The 7,646-nt window shown below is 70.7% G+C and carries 11 protein-coding genes; 10 read left to right on the top strand and 1 reads right to left on the bottom strand.

All coding sequences use genetic code 11. The annotated features are described in order from the left end of the window. Positions 1-100 precede the first annotated feature (100 nt). The 5 genes from pqqB to MFF54_RS12005 all read left to right on the top strand — a co-directional run bounded on the left by pqqB (position 101) and on the right by MFF54_RS12005 (position 4,574). Positions 101-1,000, top strand: coding sequence for a pyrroloquinoline quinone biosynthesis protein PqqB (pqqB, locus tag MFF54_RS12025; RefSeq protein WP_238303093.1), 900 nt, complete (start codon positions 101-103; stop codon positions 998-1,000). A 284-nt stretch (positions 1,001-1,284) separates the two neighbouring features. Further along, a complete protein-coding gene (pqqC, locus tag MFF54_RS12020) occupies positions 1,285-2,370 on the top strand; it encodes a pyrroloquinoline-quinone synthase PqqC (protein ID WP_238303091.1) in 1,086 nt (361 codons plus the stop codon). Continuing rightward, positions 2,367-3,512: a pyrroloquinoline quinone biosynthesis protein PqqE gene (pqqE, locus tag MFF54_RS12015; protein WP_238303089.1), complete on the top strand. Its 1,146-nt coding sequence runs from the start codon at positions 2,367-2,369 to the stop codon at positions 3,510-3,512. The genes pqqC and pqqE overlap by 4 nt, the downstream gene beginning before the upstream one ends. 11 nt (positions 3,513-3,523) lie before the next feature. Continuing rightward, positions 3,524-4,234 carry a hypothetical protein gene (locus MFF54_RS12010; protein WP_370880197.1) on the top strand — a complete coding sequence of 237 codons (711 nt, stop codon included), beginning with the start codon at positions 3,524-3,526 and terminating at the stop codon, positions 4,232-4,234. Beyond that, a complete protein-coding gene (locus tag MFF54_RS12005; RefSeq protein ID WP_238303086.1) occupies positions 4,215-4,574 on the top strand; it encodes a hypothetical protein in 360 nt (119 codons plus the stop codon). Before MFF54_RS12010 ends, MFF54_RS12005 begins: the two co-directional genes overlap by 20 nt. A 115-nt stretch (positions 4,575-4,689) precedes the next feature. On the opposite strand, the gene MFF54_RS12000 is transcribed toward MFF54_RS12005, so the two are convergent. Further along, complete coding sequence (locus MFF54_RS12000) at positions 4,690-4,896, bottom strand: hypothetical protein (protein ID WP_238303084.1); 207 nt, start codon at positions 4,894-4,896, stop codon at positions 4,690-4,692. Positions 4,897-5,106: 210 nt separating this feature from the next. On the opposite strand from MFF54_RS12000, the gene MFF54_RS11995 reads away from it, so the two are divergent. The 5 genes from MFF54_RS11995 (at position 5,107) to MFF54_RS11975 (ending at position 7,613) form a co-directional block, all read left to right on the top strand. Continuing rightward, positions 5,107-5,316 carry a hypothetical protein gene (locus MFF54_RS11995; RefSeq protein WP_238303083.1) on the top strand — a complete coding sequence of 70 codons (210 nt, stop codon included), beginning with the start codon at positions 5,107-5,109 and terminating at the stop codon, positions 5,314-5,316. Between the two features lie 144 nt (positions 5,317-5,460). Beyond that, on the top strand, positions 5,461-6,282 hold the full coding sequence (folP, locus tag MFF54_RS11990) for a dihydropteroate synthase (RefSeq protein WP_238303100.1): 822 nt from the start codon (positions 5,461-5,463) through the stop codon (positions 6,280-6,282). After that, positions 6,279-6,653, top strand: a complete 375-nt coding sequence (gene folB, locus MFF54_RS11985; protein ID WP_238303082.1) for a dihydroneopterin aldolase — start codon at positions 6,279-6,281, stop codon at positions 6,651-6,653. Before folP ends, folB begins: the two co-directional genes overlap by 4 nt. Further along, complete coding sequence (gene folK, locus MFF54_RS11980; RefSeq protein ID WP_238303081.1) at positions 6,650-7,132, top strand: 2-amino-4-hydroxy-6-hydroxymethyldihydropteridine diphosphokinase; 483 nt, start codon at positions 6,650-6,652, stop codon at positions 7,130-7,132. The genes folB and folK overlap by 4 nt, the downstream gene beginning before the upstream one ends. Positions 7,133-7,436: 304 nt before the next feature. Beyond that, positions 7,437-7,613, top strand: coding sequence for a hypothetical protein (locus MFF54_RS11975; RefSeq protein WP_238303080.1), 177 nt, complete (start codon positions 7,437-7,439; stop codon positions 7,611-7,613). Positions 7,614-7,646 lie beyond the last annotated feature (33 nt).

Below are 7,646 nucleotides of genomic sequence, written 5' to 3'. Positions count from 1 at the left end.
CGTCGGCATGGAAGTCACCTCGTACGAGTCCGCCGAGATCGACACCTTCAACTAAGGTGTGAGCGCCGGGCCGGGGATTGCAGGCAGCGAGGGTAAGCCCATGCGCGTCGTGATCCTCGGTTCGGCTGCCGGCGGCGGCCTTCCCCAGTGGAACTGCCGCTGCCCCATCTGCACCCTGGCGCGGACCGAGCCGCACCGCGTGCGCCCGCGGACCCAGTCGAGCATCGCCGTCTCCGCGAACGGGACGGACTGGCTCCTGGTGAACGCCTCGCCGGACATCCGGCAGCAACTCTTCGACAACCCGGCGATGCACCCGCAGGCGGGTCTGCGCCACTCGCCGATCAAGGCGGTGCTGCTCACCAACGGCGATGTCGACCACGTCGCCGGCCTGCTGACGCTGCGCGAAGGCCAGCCCTTCACCCTCTACGGCACCGCCGGCATCCTCGACTCCGTCAACGCCAACCGCGTCTTCGACGTGATGGCCGAGGCCGTGGTCGCGCGCTCGGCCGTCGCGATGGAGCGGAGCTTCGCGCCGCTGCCCGGCCTCACCGTCACCCTGTTCCCGGTCCCCGGCAAGGTGCCGCTCTGGCTGGAGGACGAGACGATGGAGATCGGCGCCGAGACCGAGACAACGGTCGGCGCGATGATTGAGGCGAACGGCCGCAGACTCGCCTACATCCCGGGCTGCGCCCGGGTGACCGACAAGCTGAAGGGACAGATCGCGGGCGCCGACGCGCTCCTGTTCGACGGCACCGTCTACTACGACGACGACATGATCCGCGCGGGCGTCGGCACCAAGACCGGCTGGCGCATGGGCCACGTGCCGATGCGGGGCGAGGGCGGCGCGGTCGAGGCGCTCGCCGACGTGGCGCTCGGCCGCCGCGTCTTCGTGCACATCAACAACACTAACCCGGTCCTGATCGAGGATTCGCCGGAGCGCGCCGAGATCGCGGCGGCGGGCTGGACCGTCGCGCATGACGGGCTGGAACTGAGCCTCTGAGGCAAGCGGCCCAGAAGGTCAGGGTTTCGAAAGGCCCGAGGCCTTTCGCGGGTGCAGGGCAGAGCCTGCATTTGGCTCCTCCGGCCCGGCTTTGCCGGACCGGAGGAGCCAATGTCGGGGCTGCGCGCCCCGAACCCCGCCGAAGGGGCTCGCCCCTTCGGGATCCCCGCTACCGGGTGGTATTCGGCCCGGAGCGGTCCTATCTCTGATCCAACGCGCCGGTGGTGTTCAGGCATCGGCGACAGAACAATAATGCACCGATCGAACGGACCTCTGGAAACGCCATGAACGCTGCCTTCCCCACCCCCGGCGCCGACGAGAGCCAGCGTCTCCTCAGCCCCGAGGAGTTGGAGGCGGCGCTCCGCGACATCGGCGCGCGGCGCTACCACAACCTGCACCCGTTCCACCGGCTGCTGCACGACGGCAAGCTGAGCAAGGACCAGGTCCGCGCCTGGGCGCTGAACCGCTACTATTACCAGGCGATGATCCCGGTGAAGGACGCCGCCGTGCTGGCCCGCCTGCCGGACGCGAGCCTCCGCCGGATCTGGCGCCAGCGCATCGTCGACCACGACGGCGACCACGAGGGCGACGGCGGCATCGAGCGCTGGCTGAAGCTCGCCGAGGGCGTCGGCTTCGCGCGCGACTACGTGCTCTCCACGAAGGGCATCCTCTCGGCGACCCGCTTCTCGGTCGACGCCTACGTGCACTTCGTCTCGGAGCGGAGCTTGCTCGAGGCCATCGCCTCCTCGCTCACCGAGATGTTCTCGCCGACCATCATCTCGGAGCGCGTCGCCGGGATGCTGAAGAACTACGACTTCATCACGAAGGAGACGCTGGCCTATTTCGACAAGCGCCTGACCCAGGCCCCGCGCGACGCCGACTTCGCCCTCGACTACGTCAAGCGCCACGCCACCACGCCGGAGCTGCAGCGGGCCGCGATGGGCGCGCTGACCTTCAAGTGCAACGTGCTCTGGACCCAGCTCGACGCCCTGTACTTCTCGTACGTCGCGCCCGGTATGATCCCGCCGGACGCGTGGCAGCCGGGCGAGGGGCTTGTGCAGGAAGCAGCCCCCGCGAGCGCGCCCGGCGGCGCCGCCAAGCTCGTCGCGGGCGACGTGCCGCGCCTCCCCCGCGGCGTGCGGATGCGCTTCGATCAGGCCCGCGACAAGCACGTGCTGCTCGCGCCCGAGCGCACCTTCGACCTCGACGACAACGCGGTGGCGGTGCTCTCGCTGGTCGATGGCCAGCGCACCGTCACGCAGATCGCCGAGCAGCTCGCCCAGACCTACGCGGCCGACGCGCGGGTCATCGAGGCCGACATCCTGATCATGCTGAACGACTTGGCCGAGAAGAGGGTTCTGGAGCGATGAACGCCGTCACGCCGCAGCGGGCGGCCGCCCCGGCCCCCGTCGGGCTGCTGGCGGAACTGACGCACCGCTGCCCCCTGCGCTGCCCCTACTGCTCGAACCCGCTGGAACTCGACCGGCGCTCGCGCGAGCTCGACACCGCGACCTGGCAACGGGTGCTGACCGAGGCCTCGGATCTCGGCGTGCTCCACGTCCATCTCTCGGGCGGCGAGCCGACCGCGCGCCAGGACATCGTCGAGATTACCCAGACCTGCGCCAAGCTCGGGCTCTACTCGAACCTGATCACCTCCGGCGTCGGCGGCGCCCTCGACAAGCTCCAGGCGCTCTACGATGTCGGTCTCGACCACGTGCAGCTCTCGGTGCAGGGCGTGGACGCGGCGAACGCCGAGAAGATCGGCGGCCTGAAGAACGCCCAGCCGCAGAAGATGGCCTTCGCCGAGAAGGTGGTCGCGCTCGGCCTGCCGCTGACGCTGAACTCGGTGATCCACCGCGGCAACATCCACGAGGTCGAGGGCTTCATCGACCTCGCGGTGAAGATGGGCGCCAAGCGGCTGGAGGTGGCCCACACCCAGTATTACGGCTGGGCCTACGTCAACCGCGCGGCGCTCATGCCGAACAAGGCCCAGGTGGACCAGTCGATCCGCATCGTCGAGGCGGCGCGCGAGCGCCTGAAGGGCCAGCTCGTCATCGACCTCGTGGTGCCGGACTACTACGCCAAGTACCCGAAGGCCTGCGCGGGCGGCTGGGGCCGCAAGTTGATGAACGTGACGCCCCAGGGCAAGGTGCTGCCCTGCCACGCCGCCGAGACGATCCCGAACCTCGAGTTCTGGTACGTCACAGACCATTCGCTCGCCGAGATCTGGTCGGACTCGCCGGCCTTCACGGCCTATCGGGGCACCGACTGGATGCAGGAGCCCTGCCGTTCCTGCGACCGGCGCGAGAAGGACTGGGGCGGCTGCCGCTGTCAGGCACTGGCGCTCGCGGGCGACGCGGCGGCCACCGACCCGGCCTGCTCGCTCTCGCCGCTCCACGCCAAGGTGCGGGCGCTGGCCGTCGAGGAGGCGGCAGAGAACCCGCCCGACTACGTCTACCGGACGATCGGCAGCAACGTCCGATCGCCGCTCAAGGAGGAAGCCAAGCTGTGAAGCGTTTCGCGATGTCCGCCCTGGCGCTCGCGCTCGCCGCGACACCGGCTCTGACCGGGCCGGCTCTCGCCGAGGACGCCCCGTCTCCCCAGACGGTGAACGCCGCCGCACCGCCCAGCGCCGCCGACCTGCTGTTCGAGCAGCCGCAGATGAAGAACGCGGCCCCCGGCTCGACCATCACCTACGACTACCTGCGCCGCTCCGGCATCAGCAAAGGACCGTTCGGGCCCCCGCTCAGCGACACGATCACCTTCCGGGTCGAGGCGGCCAACGATTCCAAGGATGCCGCCGCCCGCAACATCCGCGTCGAGATGTTCTCCGGCATGAACCGCGTACCGGCCGGCCCGTTCGAGGACATGCCGGGCAATCCCGTGATCTCGCTGTTCCTCGAGAACCACCTGCGCGGCATCGCCAAGGTGCTGGAGGCCAATCCGCGCTACCTGAAGAACGCCATCCGCAAGGGCCTGCGCGACAAGGCCACGGTGACGGCCACCAAGGTCACGGTCGGCGGGCGCGAGGTCGATGCCTGGCGCGTCGAGACCAAGCCCTTCGAGGGCGATGCGATGACCGAGCGCATGCGCGGCATGGCCAACATGACCTACACCTTCGTCACGGCGCCGAGCGTTCCCGGCGAGATCGTCTCGATCGAGGCGCAGTCGAAGAACGCCGAGGGCGGCGAGCTGCTGGAAGAGAAGCTGAGCTATGATCAGAAGGCGGGTTGAGGGCGCGGCCCTCGCGGTGCTGGCGCTGGCGGGGCTGACCCTCGCGGCGCGCGCCGAAGAGAACGACTACCCGACCGACGCGCGCGTCGACTACGTCTTCGCCTGCATGGCGGCCAACGGCCAGACCCGCGAGAACCTGCAGAAATGCTCGTGCTCGCTCGACCAGCTCGCCGCGATCCTGCCCTATGACAAGTACGTGCAGGCGAGCACGATCCTGTCGATGCGCCAGGGCATCGGCCAGCGCTCGAACGAGTTCCGCTCGACCAAGGTCTTCGACGACAGGGTCGCAGACCTGCGCCGCGCCCAGGCCGAGGCGGAGATCCGCTGCTACCGGGGCTGAGCCGTCCGCAACGGCGGCCCTCCGGGGGTCGCAGCGCGCCGGGTCGCCGGTTCGACGCACGCTCATGCGCCGAACCGGCGTCGCCCCCGGCGGGCGCGCTCTCAGAAGCGCTTGCTCAGGAGCGCTTGGTCATGTTGCCGCCGCTCATCCCGTCGCAGCAGCATCCGCCCGTCTTGCCCTTCCGGGCCTGGTTCATCGCCATGCCCCCCTTGCCGCACATCATCGCTCCCTTGCTCTTGCCGCCGCCGCAGCAGCTCATGGCGAGGGCCGGGGCGGCGCCGAGCATCAGCAGGGCGGCAGCGGTCGCAAACAACGTCTTCACAGGTCCGCCTTCCTCGTAGCACGGTGATCGGTCGGGCCACCCTGCACCTTGCCATCGTGGGAAGGTCAACCCTGCGCTCACCGCTCCTGCCCCGTGCGCGGCTGCCGGCCCATCGCGGAGCCCGGAGGCGCCGGACGGCCGGCTTGGACGCTGCGGAGCGAAGCCGGAACGCGGGCGTTGACGCAAGGTCCCGTCAGAGCCGCGATCCCCATGCCCCGCCTCCTTCTGCTCGTCCTCGGGCTGGCGATCGCCGCCCTCGCACCGGCCGAGGCTGCCCCGCGCGATCGGGGCGATCAGCGCTTCAAGACGACCTTTTGCCGGCCGCCGCTGAAATACGCGGCCGGCGCCTGCGTCGCCCGCTGCCCGGCGGGCTTCGCGGATACGGGCCGGGTCTGCCGCTTCCGAACCATGAACCGCTGAACCGATCCTGTTGCGCGCGGGCGGAGCCTCTGACAAACCCGGGCTCTCGTTAGCCGGGACGCGATCCAGGACCTGCCGCGCGTGAGCCAGACCCCCCCCGCCCTCGCCCGCCTGCTGCCCGGTCTCGGGCGGCGCACGCTGGTGATGGGTATCCTCAACGTCACCCCGGATTCCTTCTCGGACGGCGGGCTGTTCCAGGGCGAGGCGGCGGCCCGTAGCCAAGCCGAGCGGCTGGTGGGGGAGGGTGCCGCGATCCTCGACATCGGCGGCGAGTCGACCCGGCCCGGCCACACGCCCGTGCCGGCCGCGGAGGAGCAGGCCCGCGTCCTCCCGGTGATCCGGGCGCTCGCGCCGGGGCTCTCCGTGCCGATCTCGATCGACACCTACAAGGCCTCGACCGCCGAGGTCGCGCTCGCGGCGGGCGCCACCATCGTCAACGACGTCTGGGGCCTGCAGCGCGAGCCCGACATCGCCCGGGTCGCGGCCGCGCACGGCGCACCCGTGATCGTGATGCACAACCGCGAGACGATCGACCCGGCCATCGACATCGTCGCCGACATGCTGCGCTTCTTTGAGCGCTCGCTCGGCATCGCCCGCGCGGCGGGCATCCCGGACGCGGACATCGTGCTCGATCCCGGCATCGGCTTCGGCAAGAGCTGGGAGCAGCATCTGGAATCCCTGCGCCGGCTGCCCGAGATCCGGGCGCTCGGCTTCCCGCTGCTGGTCGGCGTCTCGCGCAAATCCCTGCTCGGGCGGCTCCACGACCGCGAGACCCGGCCCACCGACCGGCTGCACGGCTCGCTCTCGGCCCACGCCCTCGCGGCGACGCTCGGGGCCGACATCGTGCGGGTCCACGACGTCGCCGCCCATGTCGACGCGATGCGGGTGGTCGACGCGGTGATGCGGCCGGAGACCCGCGCGTGGGGACCTTCTCATGAGGACTTGCGCATGAGGACTTGCGCATGAGCGACCGGATCCGGGTGAGCCGGATCGCCGTCTACGGCCGCCACGGCGTGCTGCCCGAGGAGGCGCGGCTCGGCCAGCGCTTCTACATCTCGCTGGAGGCGGAGCTCGACCTCGCCCCGGCGGGCCGCAGCGACGACGTCGCCGAGACCGTGAGCTACGCCGACCTCGCGGCGATCGTGGTCGCGGTCGCCACCGAGCGGCGCTTCGCGCTGATCGAGGCGCTGGCCGAGACGGTCGCCGCCGAGATCCTGGCGGGCTTCCCGCGGATCCGGGCGATCACGGTCGCGGTCGACAAGCCGAGCGCCCCGGTGCCGGCGATCCTCGACAGCGTCGGCGTCAGCATCACCCGCCGCAGGGAGACGCATCCGTGACGCAGGCCTATCTGGGGATCGGCAGCAATATCGGCGACAAGGCCGCGATGCTCGACGCCGCGGTGGCCGGGCTCGACGCGCGCCCCGGCATCCGCGTCACCGCGCGCTCGGCCAATTACCGCACGCCCCCCTGGGGCGACACCGACCAGGACTGGTTCCTCAACGGGGCGCTCGGGATCGAGACCGATCTCGACCCGCACGCGCTGCTCGACGCCTGCCTCGACGTCGAGCGGGCGCTCGGCCGGGTGCGCGAGCGCCGCTGGGGCCCGCGGGCGATCGATATCGACGTGCTCTCCTACGAAGGGGCCTCGGTCTCGGACGAGCGCCTGATCCTGCCGCACCGCTTCGTCCGGGAGCGCGCCTTCGTGCTGGTGCCGCTCGCCGAGATCGCCCCCGACCTCGTCATCGGCGGCGAGAGCGTGACGGCGGCTCTGGCCAAGCTCGACCGCAGCGGCATCGAGCCGGTGCCGCGCGCCTGAGACGGTTTATCCTTGAGAGCGCGAACCCCGCCGCGCCCCTCTCCGTAGGGGCAGGGCGATCGCAACGGCCGAGCGATACCCGACACGAAAGGGCGCCGGTCTCCTCTCCCGTGCGGGAGAGGGGGTACGGCGTGGTTCGGGCGCAATCCGAGGAGGTTGCCCGGCCTATGCTCCGGTGCTGCCTCGTGCGAGAGGGGCCCGCACCCCGTCCGGGAACCGTGTGCGCTGCCGCAGCGTGAAGACATTGTCTCGCCCGCGTCGCGGGATGGGTCTATCCTGCCGCCTCCGAGCAGAGGGGGCAGGCATGAGCGGGAGCGACAACACCTTCAAGCGGGCGCCCAAGCGCAAGCCGCTGAAGGGCAAGTCGGTGTCGGTGTCGCCGGAGATGCGGCAGGCCTATGCCGATCTGATCAAGGAGCGCGAGACCAAGCAGGAGGCCTACGGGCGCCACCTGCCGCAGGAGGAGCCGCGCCGCCGCTGACGGTCTCCGGGAACGGAGCTGCTGGCCACATCG

The organism is Methylobacterium gregans, from assembly GCF_022179245.1.
GTDB classification, from domain to species: Bacteria; Pseudomonadota; Alphaproteobacteria; order Rhizobiales; family Beijerinckiaceae; genus Methylobacterium; species Methylobacterium gregans.
Note: the sequence above shows the minus strand (reverse complement) of the source record. Positions and strands in the feature narration are given on the sequence as shown.